The 25,486-nt window shown below is 65.0% G+C and carries 20 protein-coding genes; 7 read left to right on the top strand and 13 right to left on the bottom strand.

The window, feature by feature from the left end; translation table 11 throughout:
• The first annotated feature begins 164 nt into the window (after positions 1-164).
• Positions 165-827, top strand: a complete 663-nt coding sequence (locus AB1Z25_RS10150; protein ID WP_486637158.1) for a class I SAM-dependent methyltransferase — start codon at positions 165-167, stop codon at positions 825-827.
• Positions 828-878: 51 nt separating this feature from the next.
• On the opposite strand, the gene AB1Z25_RS10145 is transcribed toward AB1Z25_RS10150, so the two are convergent.
• From AB1Z25_RS10145 to AB1Z25_RS10090, 12 genes are all read right to left on the bottom strand, one after another.
• The gene (locus AB1Z25_RS10145; RefSeq protein ID WP_235088709.1) at positions 879-3,074 is read right to left on the bottom strand and encodes a phosphocholine-specific phospholipase C; all 2,196 of its coding nucleotides are present in this window, start codon (positions 3,072-3,074) and stop codon (positions 879-881) included.
• Between the two features lie 16 nt (positions 3,075-3,090).
• Positions 3,091-3,267, bottom strand: a complete 177-nt coding sequence (locus AB1Z25_RS10140; RefSeq protein WP_158274261.1) for a hypothetical protein — start codon at positions 3,265-3,267, stop codon at positions 3,091-3,093.
• A gap of 189 nt (positions 3,268-3,456) precedes the next feature.
• The gene (creD, locus tag AB1Z25_RS10135; RefSeq protein ID WP_107798979.1) at positions 3,457-4,812 is read right to left on the bottom strand and encodes a cell envelope integrity protein CreD; all 1,356 of its coding nucleotides are present in this window, start codon (positions 4,810-4,812) and stop codon (positions 3,457-3,459) included.
• Between the two features lie 115 nt (positions 4,813-4,927).
• Positions 4,928-6,346 carry a two-component system sensor histidine kinase CreC gene (gene creC / locus AB1Z25_RS10130; RefSeq protein WP_486637157.1) on the bottom strand — a complete coding sequence of 473 codons (1,419 nt, stop codon included), beginning with the start codon at positions 6,344-6,346 and terminating at the stop codon, positions 4,928-4,930.
• Position 6,347: 1 nt separating this feature from the next.
• Positions 6,348-7,028: a two-component system response regulator CreB gene (gene creB, locus AB1Z25_RS10125; RefSeq protein WP_107798977.1), complete on the bottom strand. Its 681-nt coding sequence runs from the start codon at positions 7,026-7,028 to the stop codon at positions 6,348-6,350.
• Positions 7,025-7,489 (bottom strand): dihydroneopterin triphosphate diphosphatase, encoded by a 465-nt coding sequence (gene nudB / locus AB1Z25_RS10120; protein WP_107798976.1) that lies wholly within the window; start codon positions 7,487-7,489, stop codon positions 7,025-7,027. Before nudB ends, creB begins: the two co-directional genes overlap by 4 nt.
• Positions 7,489-8,112 carry a response regulator transcription factor gene (locus AB1Z25_RS10115; RefSeq protein ID WP_019100757.1) on the bottom strand — a complete coding sequence of 208 codons (624 nt, stop codon included), beginning with the start codon at positions 8,110-8,112 and terminating at the stop codon, positions 7,489-7,491. The genes nudB and AB1Z25_RS10115 overlap by 1 nt, the downstream gene beginning before the upstream one ends.
• A gap of 18 nt (positions 8,113-8,130) precedes the next feature.
• Positions 8,131-9,417, bottom strand: a complete 1,287-nt coding sequence (locus AB1Z25_RS10110) for a mechanosensitive ion channel family protein (RefSeq protein WP_474456547.1) — start codon at positions 9,415-9,417, stop codon at positions 8,131-8,133.
• A gap of 137 nt (positions 9,418-9,554) precedes the next feature.
• A complete protein-coding gene (lolD, locus tag AB1Z25_RS10105; protein WP_486637156.1) occupies positions 9,555-10,265 on the bottom strand; it encodes a lipoprotein-releasing ABC transporter ATP-binding protein LolD in 711 nt (236 codons plus the stop codon).
• Positions 10,258-11,502 (bottom strand): lipoprotein-releasing ABC transporter permease subunit, encoded by a 1,245-nt coding sequence (locus AB1Z25_RS10100; RefSeq protein WP_107798974.1) that lies wholly within the window; start codon positions 11,500-11,502, stop codon positions 10,258-10,260. The genes lolD and AB1Z25_RS10100 overlap by 8 nt, the downstream gene beginning before the upstream one ends.
• A gap of 72 nt (positions 11,503-11,574) precedes the next feature.
• Positions 11,575-11,796, bottom strand: coding sequence for a hypothetical protein (locus AB1Z25_RS10095; RefSeq protein ID WP_048415208.1), 222 nt, complete (start codon positions 11,794-11,796; stop codon positions 11,575-11,577).
• A gap of 74 nt (positions 11,797-11,870) precedes the next feature.
• Positions 11,871-12,650, bottom strand: a complete 780-nt coding sequence (locus AB1Z25_RS10090; protein WP_107798973.1) for a C40 family peptidase — start codon at positions 12,648-12,650, stop codon at positions 11,871-11,873.
• Between the two features lie 229 nt (positions 12,651-12,879).
• Between AB1Z25_RS10090 and AB1Z25_RS10085 the strand changes: the two genes are divergently transcribed.
• Positions 12,880-14,562, top strand: coding sequence for an ABC1 kinase family protein (locus AB1Z25_RS10085; protein WP_486637155.1), 1,683 nt, complete (start codon positions 12,880-12,882; stop codon positions 14,560-14,562).
• Between the two features lies 1 nt (position 14,563).
• Positions 14,564-15,376, top strand: coding sequence for a hypothetical protein (locus AB1Z25_RS10080; protein ID WP_486637154.1), 813 nt, complete (start codon positions 14,564-14,566; stop codon positions 15,374-15,376).
• 407 nt (positions 15,377-15,783) lie between these two features.
• Here AB1Z25_RS10080 and AB1Z25_RS10075 read toward each other — a convergent pair whose 3' ends face one another.
• Positions 15,784-16,422 carry a hypothetical protein gene (locus AB1Z25_RS10075; protein ID WP_486637153.1) on the bottom strand — a complete coding sequence of 213 codons (639 nt, stop codon included), beginning with the start codon at positions 16,420-16,422 and terminating at the stop codon, positions 15,784-15,786.
• Between the two features lie 368 nt (positions 16,423-16,790).
• Between AB1Z25_RS10075 and AB1Z25_RS10070 the strand changes: the two genes are divergently transcribed.
• From AB1Z25_RS10070 to AB1Z25_RS10055, 4 genes are all read left to right on the top strand, one after another.
• Positions 16,791-17,213 (top strand): hypothetical protein, encoded by a 423-nt coding sequence (locus AB1Z25_RS10070; protein WP_486637152.1) that lies wholly within the window; start codon positions 16,791-16,793, stop codon positions 17,211-17,213.
• A gap of 304 nt (positions 17,214-17,517) precedes the next feature.
• Complete coding sequence (locus AB1Z25_RS10065) at positions 17,518-18,510, top strand: DUF2860 family protein (RefSeq protein WP_486637151.1); 993 nt, start codon at positions 17,518-17,520, stop codon at positions 18,508-18,510.
• 214 nt (positions 18,511-18,724) lie between these two features.
• Positions 18,725-19,591: a YopJ/AvrA family T3SS effector serine/threonine acetyltransferase gene (locus tag AB1Z25_RS10060; RefSeq protein WP_486637150.1), complete on the top strand. Its 867-nt coding sequence runs from the start codon at positions 18,725-18,727 to the stop codon at positions 19,589-19,591.
• Between the two features lie 211 nt (positions 19,592-19,802).
• Positions 19,803-25,484 (top strand): alpha-2-macroglobulin family protein, encoded by a 5,682-nt coding sequence (locus AB1Z25_RS10055; RefSeq protein WP_486637149.1) that lies wholly within the window; start codon positions 19,803-19,805, stop codon positions 25,482-25,484.
• Positions 25,485-25,486 lie beyond the last annotated feature (2 nt).

Below are 25,486 nucleotides of genomic sequence, written 5' to 3'. Positions count from 1 at the left end.
TCGTGAACAGGCTCTAAGCGCCCCACTCCGCAGATCGTGAGCTGTTTCTAAACCCCAAAGCGCCGCGATGCGACAATCATCGCGGCGCTTCAGCTGCGCTTAAGCATTGTTTTCTAGCATGGCTTCTCCAGGACAAACCAGCATGTCAAACCGGAGAAAGTCCCATGCGCAGCCCTGATCCACTCGAAGCCTCCCCCGCCTTTTACCCCATTTGCGCCAAAGCGCTGCACGCGCCCGCCGTCTGCCGGGCCCATTTGACCGCCCGCGCTCCCCGCCTGTTTCTCCGCGAATGGATAAACCGGCCCGGCCGGGTGGGCGCGGTCTGGCCCAGTTCCAAGCGCCTGGCGCAGTGCATGGCCGCCCAGACGCCGATGTCCGGCACCGGTTTGGTGATCGAGCTGGGCGGCGGCACCGGCGCCATTACCCAAGCCTTGCTGGCGCAAGGACTGGGCCGCGAGCGCTTGCGGGTGGTCGAACGCTCTCCGGCCTTTGCCCGGCATCTGCGGCAGCGTTTTCCCTCGGTCCAGGTGATACAGGGCGACGCCGCGCGGCTGGCGGCCTTATTGCCGGAGCACGCGGCGATAGACGCCGTCGTCTCCAGCCTGCCGCTGCGCTCCCTGCCGCGGGCGGAAGCCTTGGCCATCGTCGAACAATGGCGTCGCGTATTGCCGGCCGGCGGCGCGCTGCTGCAATTCAGCTACGCCTTGCAGGCGTCGGCGGACTGGCTGGGCACGGGCTTTGCGCTGCGCGACAGCCAACTGATCTGGCGCAATCTGCCGCCGGCCAGGGTAATGCGGTTCGAGCGCCTGGACACGCCGGGCCATTAAAAAAGCGGCGCCGTCGGCGCCGCCCGTTTTAAACCGGCAAGACCGGCCGGCTCAGGACGTGGCCCACTGCTCGCCCTGCGCCGCGCCGCCCATCGCCGGATCGCTATAACCGTCGCGGCCGGTTTCCACCCGGCCGGCGAAACGGCGGCTGAAGCCGGGGAACACCGGCGCGCTGACGCTGACGTCGTACCAGCCGTGACTGTCTTTCAACGGCCAGTTCAATACCGCCTCGCCCTGCGGCCCCACGGTGACGCGCTGCGGGTCGGTCTTGGCATAGGCGTTGGCGCGCACCAGGAACTCGCAGTTTTCGCGGCCGCTATTGTGCAGCTTCAGATAAACGTCGCCGGCGGCCGGATCGTAACAGACCTGAATCTCCGGCTGCGCCTTGCTCACGCGGCCCAGTTGGCCGGCGTCGCCGCTGAAGTGGCGATGAAAGCCGTTGGGGCCCAGCACCCACAAATCGTAAAGATTGGCGTCGTAATTGACTCGCCACAGCCCGGACAGCTGCTTGCCGGCCTCCACCGCGTAGCGGCGCGGCGGCGCGTCCAGATGGCGACGGTCATACACGTGGAACACCGCCGCCGCCTTGCCGCTGTTGGCGAAGATCAATTCCACGGCGCCGGCGTTGCCGTCCACCCGCGCGCTGGCGTGCAGCTCGTAAGGCAAGGCGCGCGAGCGGCGCAGGCCGACGGCCTGGACCGGCAGTTCCGGCAAGGCCGGCGCGTTGGGCTTGGTGCGGCCGGGCAAGGCGCGCGCCCGCGCCGCCAACGCGGCGGTGGCCGGCAGCTTGGGCAGCTCGGCGTTGGGATTGACGAAGTCGAAACAGGACAGCAGATCGCCGCACACCGCGCGCCGCCAGGCGGTGATATTGGGCTCCTTGACGCCGAAACGCTGTTCGATGAAGCGGATCACCGAGGTGTGGTCGAACACCTGGGAGTTGACCCAGCCGCCGCGGCTCCACGGCGAGATCACGTACATCGGCACCCGCGGCCCCGGCCCGTAAGGCACGTGGATCAGGTCGGCGCGCTCATTGCCGGTTTCGCTGCTGCGCAGATGATGATATTCGCCATCGGTGGCCACGGTGGAAGCGCCGGCCAGCACCGCTTTGGCCGGGTCCGCGTCCCAGCTCAGATAACTGGGCGCGGCCGGCGGCGGCAGATGGTCGAAAAAGCCGTCGTTTTCGTCGAAATTGACCAGGAAAACCGTCTTGCTCCACACCTCGGGATTGGCGGTCAGCGCGTCCAGCACGCGGGCGGTGTAATCGGCGCCCTGCGCCGGGCTGGACGGGCCGGGATGCTCGGAACCGTCGGCGGTGGCGACGATGTAGCTGACCTGGGGTAGCCGGTTGGCCAACACGTCCTGACGCAGATCGTCCAGCGTCCAGGTGGACAAGCCCTTGCTCTTGAGCGCGGGCTTGGCGCCGGCCTCGCCGAAGTAGGCGGCGCGGAAGCTGCGGAAGCCGGCCACCGGGTTGTCGGTGAAGTTGTCGGCCATGTCCTGATAAATCTTCCAGCTCACGCCGGCCGCTTCCAGCCGCTCGGCGTAGGTGCTGAAGGTGTAGCCGCCCTTGGGGTTGTAATCGACGGAGTCGTAGGCGTTGGCGATCACCGGGCCCTTGCCCTTCTGCAAGGGATCGTTGCCGCCGCACCACAGGAAGACGCGATTGGGGTTGGTGCCGCCCTGAAACGCGCAGTGATAGGCGTCGCACAGGGTGAAGGCGTTGGCCAGCGCGTACTGGAACGGCAGGTCCGTCTCCTTGAAGTAGCCCATGGCGTGGTTCTGCTTATAGGTGGGCCAGGCGTTCATCACGCCCTTGCCCCAGGCGTATTGCGCGTCCGACCACACATGCGGCGTGCCTTCCACCCGCATATAGGCGAAAGTCTGGGCGGTGTTGAGGTGGAACGGCGCCACCACTCGCGGCGGCGTGGCGCTGTTCCCCTGATTGGTCTGATACCAGACGGTCTTGCGCTTGAGCAAGGCGCTGTCGGCCAGCGGCAGCGGGAAGCGGTCGCCAAAGCCGCGCACCCCGGCCAGGCTGCCGAAGTAATGGTCGAAGGCGCGGTTTTCCTGGGTCAGGATCACGATGTGCTCGACATCCTGAAGGGTGCCGGTGCGGTTGTTCGCGGGAATGGCCAGCGCGCGCTGGATGGAGGCCGGCAGCAGGGACAAGGTCAAGGAACTGGCGGCCAGCGCGCTGCCGCGCTTGATGAACTGGCGGCGGGAAGCGGAAACGGGAGTGTCGGTCATGGCGGGCTATCCGGGTTCAGGGCGCGCAGCGCAGCGTGGCCGGCGGCTTGGTTTGATTGGAATTGCCGTTGCCCGGTTGGCCGGCTTGGTCCTGATTGTCGCCCAGGCAGCCGGCGAGCGCGGCCGCCAGCAGACAGGCGGCCAGCCGGCGCGCCCAAAGGGCGGAGCTGGGCGAAAGAGTGGTGAGCGTCATCGGGATGCAATCGTCTTGTGGCGGCGCGGCGCGCCGCAGTGAAAAACCAAGGGCCCGGGGGCGGAATCCCAGGCCCTTGCCCAGCCCGGCGATGAGGCCGGGCGGGAAAACGATAGCGAGAACGCGTTACCTAATGATGTCGGTTTTGTGAATTAGCCAAAAAATGCTTTTGTCAATGCGTTGGCGCGCTCAAGGCTGGGGCGGCTCCAGCGGCGCGGCGGCCTCCTCGCTCCGCGCGGAGAAACGATACCAATCCAGCCGCCGGGTCAGCGTCATGATGGCGGTCAGCGCGGCGAAGAGCAGCAGGCTGCCCAGCAGCAAAGCGTTGTCTTCGGACTGCAAGAGGCCGTACAGCACCGCGTACAACAGGCTGATCAGTCCGGCGAAACCCAGGCCTCGTTTCCAGCCGCCCAGGATGTGGCTGACGTAGAAGCCTATCTGTCCGACGCAGGCCGTCGCCGCCAGCAGATAGGCCGGCCCGAAGCCCAGGTGTTCGGACAAGGCCAGCAGAATCAGGAAGAACATCACCAGCGCCATGCCCACCAGCACGTACTGGATGGGATGCACGCGCAGGCTGCGCAGCGTTTCCAGCAGGAAGAAGGACAAGAAGGTCAGACCGATGAACAGCACCGCGTATTTGACCGAGCGTTCGTTCTGCTGGTACTGGTCCACCGGCTGCACCAGGCCGGTGCTGAAGGACGGCAAGGCGCTCAGGCCGGATTTGCCGTCGCTGAAGGCGGCCTGCTGGAAACGGTCGTTCAGATTATTGGCGAACCAGCTGCTCTCCCATTGCGCCTTGAAGCCCTTGGCGTCCACGCTGCGTTGCACCGGCAGGAAGTTGCCGATGAAGCTGGGGTGCGGCCAGTTGGACGTCAGGCTCAGCGTGCTGCTCTCGCCCACCGGCACATAGCTGATGCTGCGCGTGCCCTGCAAATTGAGCTGGAAGGCGAACGGCAGCGTCTGCGGCTTGGCGAAGTCCAGCAACTGCGGCAGCGGCGCGTGTATGCCCTCGCTCATCCGCGGCAGGCCGGCGCCGGCCGCGAACGGATGCGGCTTGCCGCCGGCGCTCAGCTGCGGCACTTTGCCGATGCCGCGCGGATCGCTGATGCCCACCGCCAGATAGGGGGTTTTCAGCTGAATCGAGGGCTTGAGCAGCTCAGGCTGCGGCGGGATCTCGAAATGGCCGCTGAAACCGGCCTCGCTGCCGAAGATCAGCGCCTGATAAATGCCCAGCGAACGCGGGCTGACCTTGAGCTTGCCGTCCACCGCCAGCTGGCGCGGCAGCACATAGCGTTCCAGTTCGTGCTTGACGCTTTGCGTCTTGCCGTTCTGTTTTTCCTCCACGGTTTCCACATAGGGGATCACCAGCACCGGGCCGATCACGGTTTGCTCGCCGCTGGTGCTGGCCACCACTTTTTCCACCGCCTCTTCCTGGTAGTGCTTGCGCTCGGAAATCAGATTGCTGATCGCGCTCACCGGCACCAGCAGCGCCAAGGACAGCGCCAGCAGAATCAGTATCTTGGTCAATAAGGGGTTTTTCTTCATCGCTTGTCTCCTGGTTGCATGACGGGAGACAGCCTAAATCCAGGCGATGAAGCGGGAATGAGCCCGTGTGAAGTCTCGGTGAAGTTGGCCGAAGCCGCTCGCTATCGAAGCGGGCTCAGCCCGCCGGCAGCCACAGCCGCGCCTCGGCGCCGCCGTCGGCGTGGTTGGCCAGTTCGGCGCGGCCGCCGTGCAGCTGGGCCACTTCGCGCACCAGGCTCAGGCCCAGGCCGGTGCTCTTGCCGCTGTCCGGCCGCGGCAGCGAATAAAAGCGCTCGAACACCCGTTCCAGCGCGTAATCCGGCACGCCCGGCCCGTGGTCGCGCACGCGGAGCAGATAGCCGCCCTCTTCCGGCGCGCCGCTCAATTCGATGACGCCGCCCGGCGGGCTGAACTCCAGCGCGTTGTCCAATAGATTGGACAGCGCCTGCGCCAGCAGCAGGCGGTCCGCGTTCAGCCGGGCCGGCGTCAGCCGGCAAACCAAGCTCACGTCGCGCCCGGCGGCGGCCAGCGCCTTGCCGTCCACGGTTTCCGCGATCAAGGCCGGCCAGTCCATCGGCTGGGCGTCCGGCCGCAGCCGCGACTCCACCCGCGCCTGCCACAGCAGCCTTTCGATCAACTGCTGCATGCGCAGGCTCTGCGCCAGGATGTTGTCGACGAAGCGGCGGCGCGTGTCCGGCGGCGGGTCTTCCCGCAGCAGTTCGCCGGCGCCCCGTATCGCCGCCAGCGGGCTTTTCAATTCATGGCTCAGCGTGTGCACATAGCCTTCCACATAGGCCTTGCCCTCCAGCTTGCGCCGCATCGCCTCCACCGCCAGGCCCAGGCTGTCCAGTTCCGGGCTGCCCAGCCGCGGCACATTGGCCGGCTGGCCGGCCGCCACCGCCTCGGCGTAGCCCACCAGCCGGCGGATGGAGCGGTTGATCCACCACACCATCACCGCGCCTATCAGCAAGGCCGCGCCCAGCAGCGCGCCGCCGGCCAGCATGATCTTGCGCTCGCTGCGGCGGATCACCGGCTCCATCGTCACATTGGGCTTGGACACGGTCAGCGAGCCGACGATGCGACCGTCCAGCCGCACCGGGGCGGCCACGTGCATCACGCTGCTGTTTTCGTCGTCCGGCCTGCTGCGGGTGCTGCGCGCGCCGTATTCGCCGCGCAGCGTGCGGTAGACGTCGTTCCAGCGCGAGTAGTCCCGCCCCAGATCGCGGCCGCTGGAGTCGAAAATCACCACGCCGCGCGCGTCGGTGACGTAGACGCGGAACTCCATATTGTTTTTGACGATGCCGGAAATATTGGCGGCGATGGGCGGCCGCGCCTTATCGAGGAAGGCGCGGGCCAGCCGTCCCTTGGCGATGTCGCCGTCGGCTAGGTCGGCGGCGGCGATGCCGGCCAGCACATTGGCGCTGTCCACCAGCGTGCCCTCGGTGGCGCGCCGCACGCCCGGCTTCACTTCCTGGGTGAAAATGGCCAGCACGAACCAGCCGGCCACCGCCACGATCAGGAAATAGCCGAGGAACAGCCGCAGGCCGAAGCGCATCTCACTCGCCCAGGCTGTAACCCAGGCCGCGGTGGGTCTGGATGGGCTGGGCGTCGGGGTCGATGTCGCGCAGCTTGGCGCGCAGGGTCTTGACGTGGGTGTCCACGGTGCGGTCGAAGCTGTCCTCGGCGTCGCGCCACACCCTCTCCATCAGCTGCTGGCGCGAAAACACCCGGCCCGGCTCCGCCAGCAGGGTTTTCAGCAGCAGGTATTCGTAGCGGGTCAGGTTCAGCTTGCGGCCGGCGAAATGGACGCAGGCGCGCGCCTCGTCCAGTTCGAAACCGGCGGGTGCCGGCGCGGCGGCCGGCGCCTGGCCCTTGGCGTAGCGCCGCAGGATGGTGCGCGCGCGGGCGCTGACCTCGCGCGGCGAAAACGGCTTGGCCACATAGTCGTCGGCGCCGATCTCCAGGCCGATGATGCGGTCCATTTCCTCGCTGCGGGCGGTCAGGAACATCAGCGGCACATCGGCGCGCTCGCGCAAGCGGCGGCATAGATCGAAGCCGTTGATGTCCGGCAGGCCCACGTCCAGGATGCACAGCGCCGGGACAGCCCGCTCCAGCCGCTCCAGCAGCGGCAGGCCGCGCTCGAACCACTCGACGTCGAAGCCGTCCGTCTCCAGCGTGTAAATCAGGGTGTCGGCGATGCCGGCCTCGTCCTCGGCCAGCCAGATCAGCGGCTTCATGGCCGCGCCGTCGCCGGCGCCAGCCTGTGCGGCAACAGCCGCAGCGCCTCGGCGTTGGACGGCGAAAACACCTTGTCGGCGGCCGCGTCCCACGGCAGCCAGAGCTGGGCCAGATGCTCGCGCGGGGCCAGCGTCACCGTCTGCGGCCGCTCCAGGCACAGGCCGAACACATGCTCGTCGTTGTGGGTGACGCCGTCCGGATAACGGTGGCGCCAGTGCGGATAGATTTCGTAGCGGTTGACCAGGCCCCAGTCGCTGAGCCGGGCGTCGTCGCGCGCCAGGATCAGGCCGGTCTCCTCGGCCAGTTCGCGCAGCGCGGTGTCGCGCAAGGCTTCCTCGCCTTCGCGGCTGCCGGTCACGGATTGCCAGTAGCCGGGCTTGTCGGCGCGTTCGATCAACAGCGCCTGGCCGTCCGCGGTGTGAATCACCACCAGCACCGACACCGGTTGTTTGTCGCCCATCAGCGCTTGCCCCCGTTGGCCGGGCTCTGGCTGGCCAGCAGGCCGGCCAGCTCCACCGCGGATTTGACGCCCATCTTGTCGAACACGCGGGCGCGGTGCACTTCCACCGTTTTCATGCTGATGGTCAGTTCCTCGGCGATCTGCTTGTTGAGCTTGCCGGTGAGGATCAGCTGCATCACTTCGCGTTCGCGGTCCGTCAACAAGGACAGCGCGGCGGACACCTTGCTGCGGCGGCCGTGCAGCAGGCGGTTCTGCTCGTCGCGCAGCACCGCGGCCTCGGCGCGCTCCAGCAAGCGCTCGTCGTCGAAAGGCTTTTCCATGAAATCCAGCGCGCCCAGCTTCAGCGCCGCCACCGCGTGCGGCACGTCGCCGTGGGCGGTGAGCATGATCACCGGCGGACAGTAAGGCCAGCCGGCCAGTTTTTCCAGCAGCATGATGCCGCTCATGCCGGACAAGCGCAGGTCCAGGATGATGCCGTTGAAGTCGCCGCCGTCCGGGCAGGCCAGAAACTCCTCCGCGCTGTCGAAGCCGCTGGCCAGATAACCCTGGCCGTCCAGCAGCCATACCAGCGACTCCCGCACCGCGGCGTCGTCGTCTATGATTGCCAAGCGTTTGCCTGCCATGGCGGCGTCTCCCCTGCCTTAGTCTTGCGGCTTATCGTTGAGAATGCGGATTTCCCGCTGCGGGAACGGCATTTGTATGCCATGTTGCTGGAACAGCCGCCAGATTGCCATATTCAGATCGGATTTCAAGCCCATGAAACCGTTTTCCGGGTCCGCCACCCAAAAGCCCAGCTCCAGATTGATGCTGCTGTCGGCAAACAAGGTGACGAAGCCGCGCGGCGCCGGGTCCTGCACAATCCGCTGCTGTGTGCTCGCCGCCTGTTGCAGCAGGGACAGCGCCTTGTCCAGATCCGTGCCGTAAGCCACGGACACCGGCAAGCTGGTCCACATGCTCTTGTCGGAATAGGACTGGTTGACCACGGTGTTGGTCATCAGTACATCATTGGGAATCAGCGCCTCGGTGCCGTCCGCGCCCTTGAGCACCACGTAGCGGGAAGTCATCTTGGTCACGTAGCCGACGCGGTTCTCCACCATCAGCCGGTCGCCGATGCGGATGGAGTGGTCCAGCAGAATGATGAAGCCGGACACGAAGTTGCTGGCGATCTTCTGCATGCCGAAGCTCAAGCCGAACACCATCGCACTGGCGAACATCGACAGTACGGTCAGATCGATGCCCACCACCGGCAGCGCGATCAGCACCACCAAAACCAGCAATATCGTGCGGGTCAGTTTGGCCATGACGATGCGCAGGCTGGGGTCCAACTGCTTTAGATTCAGCAAGCGGGACTCGATCAGACGGCTGACCCACAAGGCCACCATCACGATGATGGACACCCACAACAGGCCGTTGAGTATGGTCAGCATATTCAAACGAGTCTTGCCCACCGAGAACGACATCGACTCCAGCCACTCGATCACCACCATGTCGAAGCCGATGGCCCAGCTGACAAAGCCCAGCCACAGCACCGTGGCCAGGAAGTGCTCGGTATGGCGTTCGAAACGCCCCTTGGGCAGCGCCTGACGCACCACCGCGCAGCACAGCCGGATCAGGGTCAGCCAGAACAGCATCGCGCTCAGCAAGTGCAGCACCATCGCGCGCTCGTGCAGCAGATGCACCCAGGCGGAGCGGGACAGCATCACCAGCGCCTGCGCCGCCACCGGCAGCACCAGACGGAAGCCCACATAGGGCAAGAAGCGCTCATAGCGCTCCGGATTGTGATCGAAAAACTGTTTGAAGGCGAAACGGGCCAGATAGAAAGCGATGAACACGCACAAGACGCCTATCGCCGACTCCATCAGGCCGGACGGGGTTTGCAAAATATCCAGCAAGGCATCGAAGTCGATTTCTTCACGCTTGAACAGCAATGTGGTTTCTCCCAGAGTTGGTTTGCTCGGTTTTCAAAGCACCGGCTCAAAGTCTAGCGAGCAGAAGCGGGGCCGCCGCCAAGGGCGGACCGACGCGCCGCTCGCCTTGCGACGGAGCGTGAACCGGTTTCTAAACATCAAAGCGCCTGGCCGGCGGCCGCGCGCTCCTGCTCCATATCCATCAGCCGGCCCTCGTTCAGCCGCAGCGTGCGCTGAGTGCGCGCCGCCAGCTCCAGATCGTGGGTGACGATGATCAGGCTGGTGCCCAGCGTGCGGTTCAGCTCCAGCATCAGATCGAAGACCTGCTTGGCGGTGTGCACGTCCAGATTGCCGGTGGGCTCGTCCGCCAGCAGGCAGGCGGGCCGGGTCACCAGCGCGCGCGCAATCGCCGCCCGCTGACGCTCGCCGCCGGACAGTTCGCCCGGTTTGTGCTGCAAGCGCTGGCCCAGGCCCACGCGGGCCAGCATCTCGCCGGCCTCCCGCTCGGCCTGCTTGCGCGGCATGCGGCGGATCAGCAGCGGCATCATCGCGTTTTCCAGCGCGCTGAATTCCGGCAGCAGATGATGGAACTGATAGACAAAGCCCAAGGAGGCGTTGCGCATCCGGCCGCGCTCCGACTCGGACATCGTCACCAGATCCCGCCCCAACACCTCCACGCGGCCCTGGCTGGGCGTGTCCAGCCCGCCCAAGAGGTGCAGCAGCGTGCTCTTGCCGGAGCCGGACGCACCGACGATGGCCAGGCTGGCGCCCTTCTCCACCGTCAGGCTGACATCGGACAACACCGTCAGCTGCAGCTTGCCTTCGTTATAGGACTTGCCCAGCCCTTGGCACGACAACACATTACTCATAGCGCAAGGCCTCCGCCGGTTGCGTGCGCGCCGCGCGCCAGCTGGGGTACAGCGTGGCGAACAAGGCCAGCAGCAGGGAAATCAGGGTGATGGTGGACACATCGCCCCACTGCACGTCGGACGGCAGGTAGTCGATCATATACACCTCGCTGGACAAAATCTTGCTGCCGATGACGCGTTCGATCAGCGGCACGATCACGTCCAGGTTCAAGGCGATCAACACGCCCGAGGCCACGCCGGACAAGGTGCCCAGCACCCCGGCCACCGAACCCTGAATCATGAAGACTTTCATGATGCTGGCCGGCGACGCGCCCAGGGTGCGCAAAATGGCGATATCCGCCTGCTTGTCCGTCACCACCATCACCAGCGTGGACACCAGATTGAACGCCGCCACCGCCACGATCAGCGTCAGGATGATGGTCATCATCCTTTTTTCGATCTGCACCGCGCGGAAGTAATTGGAATTGGTGTCGGTCCAGTCCGTCACCAGGTTTTGCGGCAGCTTGGCGCGCAGCGCCTGCTTCACCGTGGGCGCCAACATCGGATCGTCCAGCTTGAAGCGCACGCCGCTGACGCTGTCCCCCATCCGCGACAACACCTGGGCGTCGCGCAGGTTCACCATCGCCAAGGAGGAGTCGAACTCGAACATGTCCACCTTGAAGATGCCCACCACGGTGAACTGCTTGGAGCGCGGCAACATGCCCGCCGGCGTGATCATGCCCTGCGGCACGAAGAGCATCACCTTGTCGCCCAGGCCCACATTGAGCTGGCGCGCCAGCTCCGCGCCCAGCGCCACGCCGAACTCGCCGGGGCGCAAATTCTCCAGCTTGCCGGTCACCATGTGCTGGCCCACGTCCACCACCTTGTCCTCCAGCGCCGGCTCGATGCCGCGCACCAGGCCGCCGCGCACATTGCCGTAAGCGGTAAACAGGCCCTGGCTGTTGACGAAGGGCGCGCCGGCCAGCACATGCGGCTGCGCGCCGCCCAGCTGGGCCACCTGCCGCCAATGATCCAGCCGGCCGTCGTAAGTGCTCACCTCCAGATGCGAGGCCACGCTCAGAATGCGGCCGCGGATTTCCTTCTGGAAGCCGTTCATCACCGACAGCACGATGATCAGCGCGGCCACGCCCAGGGCGATGCCGACGATGGAAATCAGGGAAATGAAGGAAATGAAACCGTTGCGGCGCTTGGCCCGCAGATAACGCAGGCCGATAAAGGCTTCAAAAGGCCACTGCATCAAAAAAGCTCCTTTCCGGAGCGAGTCGCGGGCTCGCCGCGCGTAGCCCGAGGGGGTGGATGAAAACGGCGCTCAGCGCCCTTGATAAGGGTTGTGCAGGCTTTGCATCACCTGCACCAGGAAATCCTTGACCTGGCCTTCGTCGCAGCCCATCAGCACCGCGTCCTCCAAGGCGTCCTGCGCCAATTGGGCCAGCTCCTCCAGGTTTTCCTGCATCACTTTCAGCTTCTCCACGCAGGCCACCACATTGCCTTGCGGGTCTTTCCACACCGGTATGTCCACTTTCAATGCCATCGTTTCGCTCCAAAGCACATTGCCCGCAACGCGGGCAATGTTGTTCCTGCATCCTTATCAGCTTAAGCCGCCAATCAACGCTTGGCTTTTTTCTTGGCGCCGCCGGCCGCCTTGCCGCCCTTCTTGGCCGCGGCTTTGCCGCCGCTCTTGCCGGACTTCTTGGCTTCGGCCTTGCCGCCCTTCTTGGCGGAGACCTCCGGCTTGCACTTCTTGCCCTTGCGGCACTTCGCCGCCGGAGCGCTTACCGCCGCGGCCTTGCGCGTCGGCGTCGCCACGGTCAGATCGTCGGAAGTGTCCGCCGCCTGCGCCGCCGTGCTGCGGTTCACCCGTCGCGCGCCGTTGAAGCGGCCGTTCCAGTAACTCTGGTTGATATTGGCCACTTCGATATTCTTGCCGGTGCGCGGCGCGTGGATGAATTTGCCGTTGCCCATATACATGCCGACATGGGAATAACTGAAGCCGCGGGTATTGAAAAAGACCAGATCGCCGGGCACGAGTTCGCTGCGGTTGATGGATTTCCCAACGCGGGCCATTTCAGCGGAAGTGCGCGGCAGATTCACTTTCAAGGACTTTTGAAACACATAGCGGATGAAGCCGCTGCAATCCAGGCCGTTTTCCGGCGAGTTGCCGCCGAAACGATAGGCCACGCCCAATAGGCTCATGGCTTGCAACAACAAATCCCCCACCGCGTCTTCCGCGGGGGAGGAGAATTTCGAGATGGGGTCGTCCTGGCCAGACTGCGCGCTAGCTTCCGCCGCGGGGCGCCCTTCCGGAGGGGCCTTTTCCGGCGCCGCTTCAGCGAATACCATAAAGCCCGCCAGCACCAGAGTCATTAAGCGGAGTTGCAATTTCATAGGCCGAACTCTATCGGACGGGGGCGGTAGTGTAAAGCCGCAGGCAGGCCGTTTCCAGCGCTTTGGGCCGGCCCGCTTGAACCTTGGACGAGACAGCCGGCACTAATGGCGTACAATCCATCGCACTGGCATGGCCGGCGGCGAAACCGCGCGACGGGACGGCGCCGGCGCGCCCGGACGGCAAGCCTTTGTTTTTGAGCGAAAACCCAATGCCCACAAGGCAGAACCGATGCTGAGAGAAACCCTGATCGCCATGCGCGACCTGCCGCGACTGAAGGAAATCAGCGGCATTCTGATCCGTCACGGCCTGGGCGAATTCGCCCAAAGGCTAAAATTACCGCGCGCGGTGGAAAAGGCCGGCCAATGGCTGAACCTCAACCTGCCGGAGGCGGAAAACCGCCCGCCCACCCCGGTGCGCGTGCGCCTGGCCTTTGAAGAACTGGGCCCCACCTTCATCAAGCTGGGCCAGATTCTCTCCACCCGCGTGGACGTGTTCCCGCCCGACTGGATCGCCGAATTTGAAAAACTGCAGAACAGGGTGCCGCCGGTGCGTCCGGAAGCGGTGCGCCGCCTGGTCAAGGCCGCGCTGGGCGACGAGCCTGAAAACGTGTTCGCCCACTTCGACTTCAACCCCATAGGCTCCGCCTCCATCGCCCAGGTGCACCGCGCCACCCTGCACGACGGCAGCGACGTGGCGGTGAAACTGCGCCGCCCCGGCATTGTGGACAAGGTGGAAGCGGACCTGCGCATCCTCAACCACCTGGCCGGCCTGCTGGAACTGGAATTTCCCGACGTGCGCCGCTTTCAGCCGGTGGAAATCGTCGGCCAGTTCGCCCGCTCGCTGAAGCGGGAAATGGACCTGGCGGTGGAAGCCCGCAATTCAGAACGCTTCGCCCGCGACTTCGCCGACGATCCGGAAGTCCAGGTGCCCAAGGTCTATTGGGACTACACCAACGCCGCCGTCAACGTGCAGGACTACATCGCCGGCGTGCCGGCCGCCCGGCTGGAACAACTGGCCGACAGCGGCCTGGACCCGGTGCTGCTGGCCCAGCGCGGCGCGGACGCGGTGTTGAAGATGATCCTGATCCACGGCTTCTTCCACGCGGACCCGCATCCGGGCAACGTCTTCTTCCTGCCGGAACACCGCATCGCCTTCATCGACTTCGGCATGGTGGGCCGCATCAGCCACGGCCGCCGCGATGAAATCGTCGATCTGCTCGCCGCCGTGGCCAACCGCGACGAAGCCGGCATCATTGATGTGCTGATCGAATGGACCGGCAACACCCCGGTCAACGAACGCCAGTTCGCCCACGACGTGGGCGAATTCCTGTTCCAGTACGAACACGTGCCGCTCAAGGGCATCAACATCAGCCAGCTGATCGCCGACATCATGGCGCTGATCCGCGACCACTCCATCCTGCTGCCGCCGGACATGGCCATGTTGTTCAAGGCGCTGATCACCCTGGAAGGCCTGGGCCGCCAGCTGGACCCGGATTTCCAGCTCATCGCCCACATCACCCCCTTTGTGCGCGAGCTCTCCATCGCCCGCTACCACCCGGCGGCCCTGCTCAAACGCGGCCGCCACTCGCTGGGCGAAGCGCTGGCCATGCTCTCCAGCCTGCCGCGAGACCTGATGCGCATGGGCAAGGACATGCGCCACGGCAAGTTCCGCGTCAATCTGGACCTGCAGCGGCTGGACAGCTTCGGCCGTCAACTGGACCGCAGCACCAACCGGCTGACCATGGGCATCGTCACCGGCTGTCTGATCATCGGCTCCTCCATCGTGATGACCGTCAACGCCGGGCCCAAATTGTTCGGCCTGCCCTTCTTCGGCTTCGTCGGCTTCATGCTGGCCATGTTCAACAGCGTGTGGCTGGTCTGGGCCATCTGGCGCTCCGGCAAGGATTTGTGACATGAAATCTAGCAAGACAACCCTGATCGCGGCCGCTTTGCTCGGCCTCGCCGCCGCGGCCAACGCCGCCGACGTGATCACCCTCAACTGGCGCGACGGCGACGAAGTGGCCGCCGCCTTGCGGCCGCAACTGCGCGACGGCGAAAAACTGGGCGCGCTGGGCAACCAGCTGATCCTGGACGCCCCGCCCGGCCGCAGCGCCGAGCTGCGCCGGCTGATCCGCCAGCTGGACGTCAAATCCTCGTCCCTGCTGGTGGAAGTGGCCCAGGACGGCGTCAGCCGAGAAAGCAAATCCGCGGTGCAATTGGGCGGCCAGGTACAGGGCGGCGGCTACAGCATCAGCACCGGCAAGCCGATGACGGTGCGCCCCGGCAGCCAGGTGGTGATCGCCGGCGGCGCCAGCCAGTCCAACATCCGGCTGCAAGCCAGTCAGGCGCTGCGCATGCTGGACGGCAAAACCGGCTTCATCGAGATAGGCAGCAGCCGGCCGCTGCCCTGGCTGATGTTCGGCCCTGACGGCCGGCCAGTGGTGGGCGTGCGCTACCAGGACGCCGTCACCGGCTTCTACGCCCGGCCGCGGCTGCACGGCCAGCGGGTGACGCTGGAACTGGCCGCCAGCCAGCAAGCCTTCAACGGCCAGAACCTGGACAGCGCCAAATTGGCCACCACCGTGGAAGGCGCGGTGGGCGAATGGCTGACCGTGGGCGGCATAGGCCGCGACCAAGGCGGCCAGGAAACCGTGCTCATCGGCGTCAGCCGCAGCAATGTGCAGCTGGAGCGCAGCATCAAGGTGCGAGTGACGCCGGCGCAATAAGAACCTGTTTACGATCTGCTGCGCGTCGTGAGACGTGGCACGGTGAGTACGCCTTCGAAATACTCATGTACCGCTTTTACATTCCGCTTTCTCAGCCGCAACGCCTTGTCTCGCCTTGGCTCGCGAGATCGTAAACACGTTCTAAGAGCCGCTAACAAAACCGCGCAGAGAACCTGAGCCAAGGCGCGCCGACGCAGGCAGTACAAGTGGTACGACAAGGAGGTGCAACGCAGGATCAGGGGTTTTGTTAGCGGATCTTAGAGCCTGTTCAAAGTCTCGCGAGCAAGGGCGAGACAAGGCGGAAACGGCAGAAGAAGCGGAATGTACAGGTGGTACATGAGCATTCTGAAGTCGTTTTCAACGCCGTATCGCTGAAGCGCAGCAGACTTTGAACAGGTTCTAAGCGCCTACTCCGCCGGAGGCAGCCCTCGCTCGCTGTCCGGCATCTCTCCGCGGCCGCCGCGCGGACCGCGCGCGACCCGCCCGCCGCCGCGGGAAAGCGTCCGCGGCGAATCATAGACCGAGGCCGGGCGCTCCAGCCTGGCCTCCAGCTCGCCGCCGCGCCAGGTCCACAGCATCGCGTTCAAGCGATTGCGCGCCTGACGCGCCCGCCACGCGCCGCCGTCCTCGTCCACCGTCATCGCCCCCTCCTGATTGCAACTGGCCACCAGCGTCCAGCTGCGCACCCGGTAGTCGCGCACTTGCAGCAGGCGGTAAGCCGGCGCGCATTCCGCATCGTCCGCGCGCAACAGCACCAGCGCGTCCTCGCCGACGACGCGGGCGTCCGCGATGCGCACCCGGCGCCATTGCGCGTCCAGCGGCGCCACCAGTTGGCGATCATAGAATTTCAGCTCGAAGCGCCCGCCCAGCGAAGAGCGCAGCACCAGATGGTTGCCGGCCAGCGGCACATCCTGATGCACGAAAGCCAGCGCTTCCTGCAGATCCAGCCGGCGTTGGAGCGAACCATCGGCGGAACGCTGCTGCGAACAGGCGGACAAGACCAGCAACAACGGCAAGACCCAGGCGAAGCGGCGAATCCTCGTCATGCCAGCCCTTTCGCGGCATGGTTGCTGATCGTTCAATACTACCACCAATATTTCCAGCCCCGCCCGCCACCCCGGGTCCGCGCACCTCGGTCCGGGCGAAACGCCGCGCTTGCCTAGCACGCCGCGAGCCGGCAATAATGCGCCCGTGCTTGAGATTACAGGCACCGGGATTGAGAGCCCGTTCTGCAAAGATTCCCGGTTGTTCAGCGCAACCGGCGCCATTGCTGCGCCCATTTTTCGGCAAGCCGTGGCGGGGAGGCCTTCATGGTCTGCCGGGTCCTTTGCGCCGGTCTCTCAACCCTGTCACGTGCTCGCCATCCCGAATGAGAGCGGAGTCGCGGGCATGAACCTCGCAAAGGAGCCTCTTCATGAAACGCAATCACCCCCTTCGCCGCCGTTATCAGCCCGATCCCCAACCCCTGCCTTACCATGCGCTGCCCTTCGCCGCGCAGCTGCCCGGCCAGGTGCGGCCCCACTGCTGGACAGTGCCGCCGCTGGCCGATCGCCGCCAAGCCTATCTGCTGGGACGGGAGTATGCGGGCCATTACCTCGTTTTCCTGCAAGACAACCCCGGCAGCGCGGATCGCTTCCTGCTGGCGCGCATTGCCGAAGACGTCGACTTCAGCGCCCCGGACGCGGCCAGCGCTTGCTGGACCGGCTTCTTCCATCTGATCGAGCAAGTGCTGACGCAAAGCATCGCGCCGCTGGACGTGTTCGAGTACATCGACCGGCTCAACACCTACGAGGCGGCGTTGCAGCGCCTCTTGCATCAAACTCCGCCACAAACTTAATATATGCATAAAAACAACCGCTTTCCCCATCGCATCGGCGGCCTAGCCGCGGGCTCGCTTAGTCCGCAAAGCGACAGTCTTTCCGGCTTGCGGGCGGCAGGCCCGCCGATGGCAATTCCGCAACAAGCCGCGGCTAAAACAAAGCAATCTCAGGCTTAATTTGCGGGGGAAGCGACATTTCGACCGGTCCCCGGCTTAATATGGACAGTCAATTCATTTTGCATAAACAAGCGATGCCCGCCATGCGGCTTGGCGCGGCGTTGGCGGAAACCATGGCAGCTCTTTTATTTTGAGGATGATGAATATGCGCACTATATGCGTAGGCTTGACGGCTTTGTTGGCGGCTCAACTCGCAGTGGCGGACCCGATACCGGAAGAAAACGGTTTCTCCGGCAGCATCGGCCTGGGCGTGGGCGGCAACCGCGTCAAATCCAACCTCTTCAAGGGGGACAAAAACCAAAGAACCAACAGCCTGAACAGCGCGCCGGAGTCCCATAACGACTCCTTCGCGCTGCCGGTGCTGGATCTCAGCTACACCTTCGCCGCCAGCCGCACCCAGATCGTGTTCGACAGCCAGATTCACGACCCGCTGGGCATGGACGACACCCTGGAACTGGGCGTGCGCCAGCAAGTGGGCAACAACGGCATCGTCTCCGCCGGCCTGCTCTATGGCGGCCTCAGCAAGAACACCTGGACCGATCCCTACGCCGTGGGCGTGGACCGCAACGGCACCAAGCGCAAATCCACCGGCCTGTTGCTGGGCTGGGAAAACATCATGGGCACCGGCTTCAAGGCCCAGCTGACCCAGCGCAACATCAAGATAGACGACGAGCGCAGCGGCCAGAGCGTGGCCGGCCTCAGCGCGGCGGACCGCGCCACGCTGAACCGCAACGGCGACGCCACCTTGCTGAAGGCGGGCTATGAATGGGCCTTCGCCCCCAATCAAACGCTGACCCCCGGCCTGAGCTGGGGCAAGGACAAGCTGGACGGCGGCGCGATGAGCAACAAGAGCTACGGTCTGAGCCTGGACTACGCCTACAGCAGCGACCTCAACACCTTCAGCGCCGGCCTGCAATTCCGCAAACAGCGCTTCGACCAAAGCAACCCGCTGTTCGGCAATAAAAAAGCCGATAGCAACGCCTACGCCGTCGATCTCAACTACCTGCGCCATCAGCTGTTCGGCGAGAAAGCGCTGTCCGCCTTCGTCAGCGCCGCCTACGGCAAATCCAACGCCGACATCAGCTTCTACGACGCTGAAATCCGCTCGCTGGGCGTAGGGCTGATTTACTCGTTCTAAAATTGCTGCGACGACACGCGAGCCGCTTGACGACAAGCGCTCCACCCCATGCCTGGAACCCGCTGATGCGGGTTTTTCTACGCCTCAAGACCATGAAAGGCAATCTCCGCCTGTTTTTCGATGCTATGCCAGGCTATGTCGTGATCGAATTTTGAAAGAGCTTTATTAAGCGCCATCTACAATCGCCACTTCAAATACTCATCGGAACAAGGCCATGCCGGGATCAATCTCTAGCGCGACACACTCTTCTCACTTTGATAGGAGCGATAGTTATCGAACCGATCTCGGTCGTTACATCCGCGACGTGGAAAAAAGCTTGGACTCCGGCGCTTGGACAACATCCAGTTTTGCCAAACTGGATAAAGAATTCATACCCGGCCTAATCGCATCCGCCAACGCCTCCAAGCCTGGACTTAATCTGACTTACGCAAGCGACGCGAGGGACCTGTCTGACAAAATATTGGAGATATTTCACAAGGGGAGCGAATCGGGAAGATATATCGTAAACATGGGCAGCGACGGCATTCATTTTGCCGTGTTTGACTATAGGCTGGTAGAAGGCAAACCCTCCGTTCTGATGTTTGAACCCGCCAACTTCAACTCAACTGGCCCAATGTTCCTGGCTTTCAGAGCAAAATCCGCGCTGGATCAGCTAAGCTCCCACAACATCTGCTTTTCCATGATGGAAATGGACATTCAAAGAAGTGGGAGCGAATGCGCTATTTTCAGCCTGGCTTTGGCCAAGAAGCTGTTCAAAGAGCATCAGGCCGTATCAGAACTGCACCAAATGAATGCTTCGGGCGCCATCCCTTCCAGCAATGGATTCTTCTCCTCATCCGTGGAGTCCGACCAATTGATCCCCCCCTCTTTTTACAAGCACACCCAAGGCCGCGGCAGGCTGGAGAAATACGTTACCGCCCGGCCGGGCAGAGAGGCGCAGGAGATTAACAAGAAAGGAGAAACCTTGCTTGAACGGCAAAAACAGCACCTGGAAAATATCGGCGGGAAAGAACTGGTTAACTCCATTCATCAAAAGAGACTGGAAGAGCTGAAGCAGCTGATGCAGTCCATCAGCGGCTAGTCAAGCCTGGCCCATATGCCCGCGCAACAGCGCTAAGCTTCACGGCCCCAAGCGCCACCTCCGTTGAGCTCGCTTGGGCGCTAGCAACGGCGCATGAGCATTGGGGCGCATAAGTGCGGCGAGCGCCTATGGGCCGGTCTTTTTTACATCTCTTTCCTTGCCGCCGCTCCAGCCGCGTATAATTGCGATGGTATTTTCCGGAGCCTCGTCCATGTCTTTGCCATTCCGCCTTGCGCCCGCGCTTTTGGGTTTCGTCGGCGCCGCCGCTCTTGCCGCCGGCGTCACCACCTTCAGCCCCCAGGGCGAAGTCAAAGAAGTGCAGCAGGTGCGCGTCACTTTCAACAGCAGCATGATTCCGCTGGGCAATAGCGCCGCGCCGGCGCCGTTCGCCTGGAGCTGCGGCCTGAAAGCCAAGGGCCATTGGGTGGACGACAAGAGCTGGGTGCTGGACGTGTCGGAAACCCCGGCCGCCAATACCGACTGCCGCTTCACGCCCAAGCCCGGCCTCAAGGACCTGCAGGGCAAGGCCGTGGACGCCGGCCTGAGCTTCCGTTTCTACACCGGCGCGCCGGTAGTGGTGGAACGCTGGCCGCGCAACGGCCGCATCGAGGAAGACCAGGCCTTCGTGCTCCAATTCAACGGCGTCGGCGTGCCGGCCTCGTCCTTGTATTGCCAATCCTCCAGCCTGCCGGAACGCATCCCGGTCCAGCCCCTGCCGGCCGGCGAGCGCGCGGCGCTGCTCAAGCATCTGAAACTGGAACAACAATCCGCCAAGGTGCTGACGCTGCGCTGCGGCCAGCGCCTGGCGCCGGACAGCAAGCTCACCCTGGTGCATCTGCGTGGCGCGGCCGCGCCGGACCGGCTCAACTACCAGGTGCGGCCGCCGTTCACCGCCAGCATGAGCTGCCTGCGCGAGAACGCTAAAGGCGCTTGCATCCCGTTCAAGCCCATCACCCTCAACTTCAGCTCGCCGGTGCCGGAAAAACTGGCGATGGCGGTGCGCCTGAGCGGCGCCGGCGCCGAACGCGCGCCCCAGGCGGAAGCACGCGGCAAGGGCGAGCCGGTGGACAGCATCAGCTTCGCGCCGCCGTTCCCGCCCTTGGAAACGCTGACGCTGAAGCTGCCCAAGGACTTTGGCGACGAGGTGGGCCGGCCGCTGGTCAACGCCGAGCGCTTCCCGCTGGCCATCAAGCTGGCCGACTATCCGCCGCTGGCCAAATTCGCCGCCGCGCCGTTCGGCATCATAGAATCCGGCGCGGACGCGGCGCTGCCCATCACCCTGCGCGGGGTGGAAGGCGATCTCAACATCAAATCCGTGCAATTGGGCGGCCAGGCGCTGCGGCTGAACAAGGACCAGGACATGATGGCCTGGCTGGCCAAGGTGCTGCGCTATCACGAGAGCGCCCTGCCCGCCGGCAAGGACAAGACCATAGAAAGCCGTCGCCTGTCGCTGCTGGCCAAGGAGAAAGCCGCCCAGCCGCTGAAGCTGCCCAGCCAGCCGGACAAGCAAGGCAAATGGCCGTTCGAAGTGGTGGGCATCCCCCTGCCCAAACCCGGCCTCTACGTGGTGGAAGTGTCGTCGCGGCTGCTGGGCAAATCCCTGCTGGCCAGCACCAAGCCCATGTATGTGCGCACCGCCGCGCTGGTCACCAATATGGCGGTGCACTTCAAGAGTTCCAAGGAAAACGCCGCGGTGTGGGTGACCACGCTGGACAAGGGCAAGCCGGTGCCGGCCGCCCGCGTCAACATCTACGATTGCAAGGGCAATGCGCTGTGGTCCGGCAAGACCGACGCCAAAGGCGTGGCCGCGGTCAAATCCGTGCTGCCGGCCGGCGAGTGCGACAACGAGGAGCTGTCCGGCCTCTTCATCACCGCCGCCGCCAAGGACGCCAAGGGCAACGACGACGTGTCCTTCGTGCGTTCCAGCTGGAACCGCGGCATCGAATCCTGGCGTTTCCCCTTCCCCACCCAGTGGAGCGACAGCCCCAACATCCTGGCCCACAGCATTCTGGACCGCGCCCTGTTCCGCGCCGGCGAAACCGTGTCGATGAAGCATCTGCTGCGCACCCAGGTCAGCCGCGGTCTGGCCCAGCTCAAGCCCGGCCAGCTGCCTCAGCAACTGCGCATCGTCCACGACGGCAGCGGCGACGAAATCAGCCTGCCGCTGAGCTGGCGCAACGGCCGCTACGCGGAGAGCAGCTACGCGCTGCCCAAGGAAGCCAAGCTGGGCGAATACACGCTCTACCTGGAACGCAAGGGCGCGCGCGGTCCGGACGACAAGGACAAACCGTCCAGCCCGGAGCTGGACGGCTACTCGCTGCGCAGCGGTGGTTTCCGGGTGGAGGAATTCCGCCTGCCCACCATGACCGGCCGCATCTCCACGGTGAAGAACGCCGGCATCGCCCCCAAGCAGCTGCCGCTCAATGTGTCCCTGTCCTGGGGCAACGGCGGCCCGGCCAAGGGCTGGCCGGTGGAAGTCAGCGCCATGCTGGCCGACGCCTATCAGCGCATCAAGGGCTATGAGGCTTACAGCTTCTCGCCGCCGCAGCGTCAGCGCGATCAGGCCGAATCCTCGCTGGACGGCAAGGTGCTGCTGGACAAGTCCGCGCTGCAACTGGACGCCAACGGCAACGGCAAGGCCACGCTGGACAAGCTGCCCAAGCTGGACCGCCGCTACGACCTGGTCACCGAAGCCGCCTACCGCGATCCCAACGGCGAAGTGCAAACCCTGACCCGCCGCATTCCGCTGTGGCCTGCCGGCCTGCAAGTGGGCATCAGCGTGGACAGTTGGATCACCGCCGGCCGCGCGCTGCAGCTCAAGGCCGTGGTGCTGGACACCGCCGGCAAGCCTCTGGCCGGCAAGAACGTCAAGATCAGCCTGCGCGAACACCGCTACCTGTCCAGCCGCAAGCGGCTGGTGGGCGGCTTCTACGCCTGGGACCACAACGAGGAAACCGACGACAAGGGCAAGGTGTGCAGCGGCGGCACCGACGGCCGCGGCCTGATGTTCTGCGAAATCAATCTCAAGGACGCCGGCGACATGGAGCTGATCGCCGAAGCCGCCGACGACAACGGCAATCTGGCGCAAAGCGCGCAATCGGTCTGGGTCAGCAAGCACGACGAGCTGTGGTTCGACGTGGACAACAACGACCGCATCGACATCCTACCGGAAAAAATCAGCTACGCCCCCGGCGAAACCGCCCGCTTCCAGGTGCGCATGCCCTTCCGCAAAGCCACCGCCTGGCTGGCGATAGAGCGCGAAGGCGTGATCGAAACCCGAGTGGTGGAGCTGGAAGGCAAGAACCCGGTGATCGAGCTCAAGGTCGAGCCGGGCTGGACCCCTAACGTCTACGTCTCGGTGCTGGCGGTGCGCGGCCGCGTACGCGAAGTGCCGTGGTACTCCTTCTTCACCTGGGGCTGGAAAACCCCGAGCGAATGGTGGGACGCTTATTGGAACGAAGGCGGCGATTACACCCCGCCCACCAGCATGGTGGACCTGTCGCGGCCGGCCTTTAAATACGGCATCGCCGAAATCCAGGTGGGCGACGCCGCCAAGCGGCTGGGCGTGACGGTGAGCCCGGCGCGCAAGAGCTACGGCATCCGCGAAACCGCCGACGTGACCATCCAGGTCAAACTGCCCGGCGGCAAGCCGGCGCCGGCCGGCACCGAAGTGGCCTTCGCCGCGGTGGACGAGGCGCTGCTGGAATTGCAGCCCAACCGCAGCTGGGAGCTGATGCAGGCCATGTACCAGCGCCACAGCTACGGCGTGGAAACCGCCACCGCCCAACTGGAAGTGGTGGGCAAGCGCCATTACGGCCGCAAATCGCTGCCGCCGGGCGGCGGCGGCGGCAAGGCGCCCACCCGTGAACTGCTGGACACCCTGCTGCTGTGGCAGCCGCGCGTGGTGCTGGACGCCAACGGCAGCGCCCGCGTCAAAGTGCCGATCAACGATGCGCTGACCCGCTTCCGCCTGGTGGCGGTGGCCGACGCGGGCAATGATCTGTTCGGCACCGGCGAAGCCGGCTTCAACGTCACCCAGGACCTGCAACTGAGCTCCGGCATCCCGCCGCTGGCGCGCGAAGGCGACCAGTTCAGCGCTGGCGTCACCGTGCGCAACGGCGGCGACAAACCGCTCAAGGTCAAGGTCCAGGCCGGCGCGCCCGGCCTGCCGGACTTGCCGCCGCAGGAGATCAGCCTGCCGGTGGGCGAGGCGCGGCTCTTGAGCTGGCCGGTGACGGTGCCCAACGACGTCAAGGAACTGAAATGGAGCTTCAGCGCTCAGCAAGTGGACGGCAAGGCCGCCGACAAGCTGGCGGTGCGCCAGGAAATCGAGCCGGCGGTGCCCATCACCGTGGAGCAGGCCACGCTGCAACGCGTGGAGCCGGAACTGAGCATCCCCGTCGCCTTGCCGCCGGGCGCCCTGCCCGGCCGCGGCGGCGTCCGCGTCAGCCTGCAGGCCAAACTGGGCAATGAACTGCCCGGCGTACGCCGCTGGTTCCAGGACTACCCCTATGTCTGCCTGGAACAGCGCAGCTCGGTGGCGCTGGGTCTGGCCGACGCCAAGCGCTGGGATCAGCTGATGAGCGAACTGCCGCTGTATCTGGACGGCAGCGGCCTCGCCGCCTACTTCCCGCTGGCCGAAGGCGCGCCGGATCGCGGCAGCGACATCCTCAGCGGCTATCTGCTGGCCGCCGCCCACGAAGCCGGCGTCGCCATCCCCGAAGCCCAGCGCGCGCGGCTGCTGGACGGCCTGTCCGCCTTTGTCGAGGGCCGGATCAAGCGCGATCTGCCGCTGGGCCGCCAGGACGCAGACGCCCGCCGCCTGAGCGCAATGGAAGCGCTGGCGCGCTACGGCCGCTTCCGCCCGGCCATGCTGGACGTGCTGGACCTCAACCCGCAGAAGATGAGCACCGCCATGCTGGTGGACTGGCTGGCCCTGCTGAACCGCGCAGCGGACATCCCGCAGCGCGCCGCGCGGCTGAGCGAGGTGGAAAACCTGCTGCGCGCGCGGCTCACCTACCAGGGCACGCGCATGGGCTTCAGCACCGAGGCCAACGACAACGCCTGGTGGCTGATGGGCAGCGCCGACGTCAACGCCGCCAAGCTGCTGCTGACGGTGCGCAAGCTGCCGGGCTGGCAGGCGGACATGCCGCGCCTGCTCACCGGCCTGCTGGGGCGTCAGCAAAAAGGCCATTGGGGCACCACCACTTCCAATCTGTGGGGCAGCCTGGCCGTCGCGCAATTCTCGCGTCAGTTCGAAACCACGCCGGTCAGCGGCCAGACCAGCGCCGCGCTGGGCGGCGCCAAGCTGAACCTGGGCTGGCCGCAGGAAGGCGTCAAGGCGCTGGGCCTGCTGCCCTGGCCCGCGGGCGGCGGCAGCCTGCAGCTCAAGCACGCCGGCGGCGGCGCGCCGTGGGCCACGGTGCAGGCCGAGGCCGCCATCGCGCTCAAAGCCCCGCGCTACGCCGGCTACAGCATCAAGAAAACGCTGAGCCCGGTCAGCCAGAAAACCAGCGGCCAGTACCAGCCCGGCGACGTGGTCAAGGTCACGCTGGAGATCCAGGCGCAAAGCGATATGACCTGGGTGGTGGTCAACGACCCGATCCCGGCCGGCGCCACCATCCTGGGCTCCGGCCTGGGTCGGGATTCCGCGATCAACGCCAAGGCGGACAACGACGGCGACCCCGCCGATTACGTGGAGCGCCGCTTCTCCGGCTACCGCGCCTACTACGGCTACGTGCCGCGCGGCGGCCTGAAAGCCAGCTACACCATGCGTCTGAACAACCCCGGCGCCTTCAAGCTGCCGCCGACGCGGGTGGAAGCGCTGTACGCGCCGGATGTGTTCGGCATGTTGCCCAACCCGGTGTTCAAGGTAGGAAAAGGGGAAAATTAAGC

This window comes from Chromobacterium sp. HL1, assembly GCF_057418835.1.
This window is presented reverse-complemented; position numbering and strand designations above follow the sequence as displayed.

Excerpts from the sequence above, each read along its gene's own strand:
- AB1Z25_RS10090 (WP_107798973.1), bottom strand. The coding sequence starts at position 12,650 with ATGAAATTGCAACTCCGCTTAATGACTCTGGTGCTGGCGGGCTTTATG.
- AB1Z25_RS10115 (WP_019100757.1), bottom strand. The coding sequence starts at position 8,112 with ATGGCAGGCAAACGCTTGGCAATCATAGACGACGACGCCGCGGTGCGG.
- AB1Z25_RS10055 (WP_486637149.1), top strand. The coding sequence starts at position 19,803 with ATGTCTTTGCCATTCCGCCTTGCGCCCGCGCTTTTGGGTTTCGTCGGC.
- AB1Z25_RS10060 (WP_486637150.1), top strand. The coding sequence starts at position 18,725 with ATGCCGGGATCAATCTCTAGCGCGACACACTCTTCTCACTTTGATAGG.
- AB1Z25_RS10150 (WP_486637158.1), top strand. The coding sequence starts at position 165 with ATGCGCAGCCCTGATCCACTCGAAGCCTCCCCCGCCTTTTACCCCATT.
- AB1Z25_RS10140 (WP_158274261.1), bottom strand. The coding sequence starts at position 3,267 with ATGACGCTCACCACTCTTTCGCCCAGCTCCGCCCTTTGGGCGCGCCGG.
- lolD (WP_486637156.1), bottom strand. The coding sequence starts at position 10,265 with ATGAGTAATGTGTTGTCGTGCCAAGGGCTGGGCAAGTCCTATAACGAA.
- AB1Z25_RS10075 (WP_486637153.1), bottom strand. The coding sequence starts at position 16,422 with ATGACGAGGATTCGCCGCTTCGCCTGGGTCTTGCCGTTGTTGCTGGTC.
- AB1Z25_RS10065 (WP_486637151.1), top strand. The coding sequence starts at position 17,518 with ATGCGCACTATATGCGTAGGCTTGACGGCTTTGTTGGCGGCTCAACTC.
- creD (WP_107798979.1), bottom strand. The coding sequence starts at position 4,812 with ATGAAGAAAAACCCCTTATTGACCAAGATACTGATTCTGCTGGCGCTG.
- AB1Z25_RS10145 (WP_235088709.1), bottom strand. The coding sequence starts at position 3,074 with ATGACCGACACTCCCGTTTCCGCTTCCCGCCGCCAGTTCATCAAGCGC.
- creC (WP_486637157.1), bottom strand. The coding sequence starts at position 6,346 with ATGCGCTTCGGCCTGCGGCTGTTCCTCGGCTATTTCCTGATCGTGGCG.
- AB1Z25_RS10080 (WP_486637154.1), top strand. The coding sequence starts at position 14,564 with ATGAAATCTAGCAAGACAACCCTGATCGCGGCCGCTTTGCTCGGCCTC.
- creB (WP_107798977.1), bottom strand. The coding sequence starts at position 7,028 with ATGAAGCCGCTGATCTGGCTGGCCGAGGACGAGGCCGGCATCGCCGAC.
- AB1Z25_RS10100 (WP_107798974.1), bottom strand. The coding sequence starts at position 11,502 with ATGCAGTGGCCTTTTGAAGCCTTTATCGGCCTGCGTTATCTGCGGGCC.
- AB1Z25_RS10070 (WP_486637152.1), top strand. The coding sequence starts at position 16,791 with ATGAAACGCAATCACCCCCTTCGCCGCCGTTATCAGCCCGATCCCCAA.
- nudB (WP_107798976.1), bottom strand. The coding sequence starts at position 7,489 with ATGGGCGACAAACAACCGGTGTCGGTGCTGGTGGTGATTCACACCGCG.
- AB1Z25_RS10085 (WP_486637155.1), top strand. The coding sequence starts at position 12,880 with ATGCTGAGAGAAACCCTGATCGCCATGCGCGACCTGCCGCGACTGAAG.
- AB1Z25_RS10095 (WP_048415208.1), bottom strand. The coding sequence starts at position 11,796 with ATGGCATTGAAAGTGGACATACCGGTGTGGAAAGACCCGCAAGGCAAT.